Here is a 659-nt window from a genome sequence, read left to right as displayed (position 1 = left end):
CCACCGGATTGCCCTGCTCAAGATGGGCGGATCTCCAACCGAGCACCTGAAACGGCCGGCAACGGGTGCTCACCCGCATGAGTGACTCCATTCCATCACATAGGGGGCAGTTGATGGCTGTACCGGAGGAACGTTTCCCTCTTCTGGGTCACCGCCCCGACAACCCCCGCTACGACCTGGACCTGGCGAGCTACGCCGTCACCAAGCCGATCAGGAACGACCCGGACGACCCGAACTCGGACTGGCACTGGGAACCGAAGGAGGCCTACCGCGCCCTGAAACACCGTTACGCGCACCACCCTTAGGGGCGCCGCACCCGGCTCACCACCTCTCACTCGCAGTACAGGTCCCGCCCGGGCCGCTTCCCCGTCTCCAGGTACCGCGACACGGCAGCGTCACCGCACGCGTTGCCGTTGTCCAGATACGAGTCGTGCCCCGTCGAGTTGACGGTCACCATCACGGCCCGCCTGCCATAGGCATCCCGCAGCTTCAGCGCCCCGCTCAGCGGCGTGGCCACATCCCGCTCGTTCTGCACCATCAGCACGTTCGACGGCCCCCGGTCCGACACCCGCAGCGGAGCCTCCCGCGGCGCCCACGGCCACGAGGTGCACGCAAGCGCGTTCCTCGGCATGCCCGCCGTGAGCGGATACTTGGCCCGG

The 659-nt window shown here is 67.7% G+C and carries 2 protein-coding genes; one reads left to right on the top strand and one right to left on the bottom strand.

Translation table 11 applies throughout. The annotated features are described in order from the left end of the window. Window positions 1–113 precede the first annotated feature (113 nt). A complete protein-coding gene (locus tag EAO75_RS43695; protein WP_148000704.1) occupies window positions 114–305 on the top strand; it encodes a hypothetical protein in 192 nt (63 codons plus the stop codon). Window positions 306–331: 26 nt separating this feature from the next. On the opposite strand, the gene EAO75_RS43690 is transcribed toward EAO75_RS43695, so the two are convergent. Beyond that, window positions 332–659: alpha/beta hydrolase (locus EAO75_RS43690; RefSeq protein WP_148000703.1), on the bottom strand; the 328-nt coding region annotated here is incomplete at its 5' end.

This window comes from Streptomyces sp. UW30 (assembly GCF_008042075.1).
Taxonomy (GTDB): Bacteria; Actinomycetota; Actinomycetes; order Streptomycetales; family Streptomycetaceae; genus Streptomyces.
Note: the sequence above shows the minus strand (reverse complement) of the source record. Positions and strands in the feature narration are given on the sequence as shown.

Bases quoted from the DNA above. Each gene is read 5' to 3' on its own strand.
- EAO75_RS43695 (WP_148000704.1), top strand. From the start codon at position 114: ATGGCTGTACCGGAGGAACGTTTCCCTCTTCTGGGTCACCGCCCCGAC.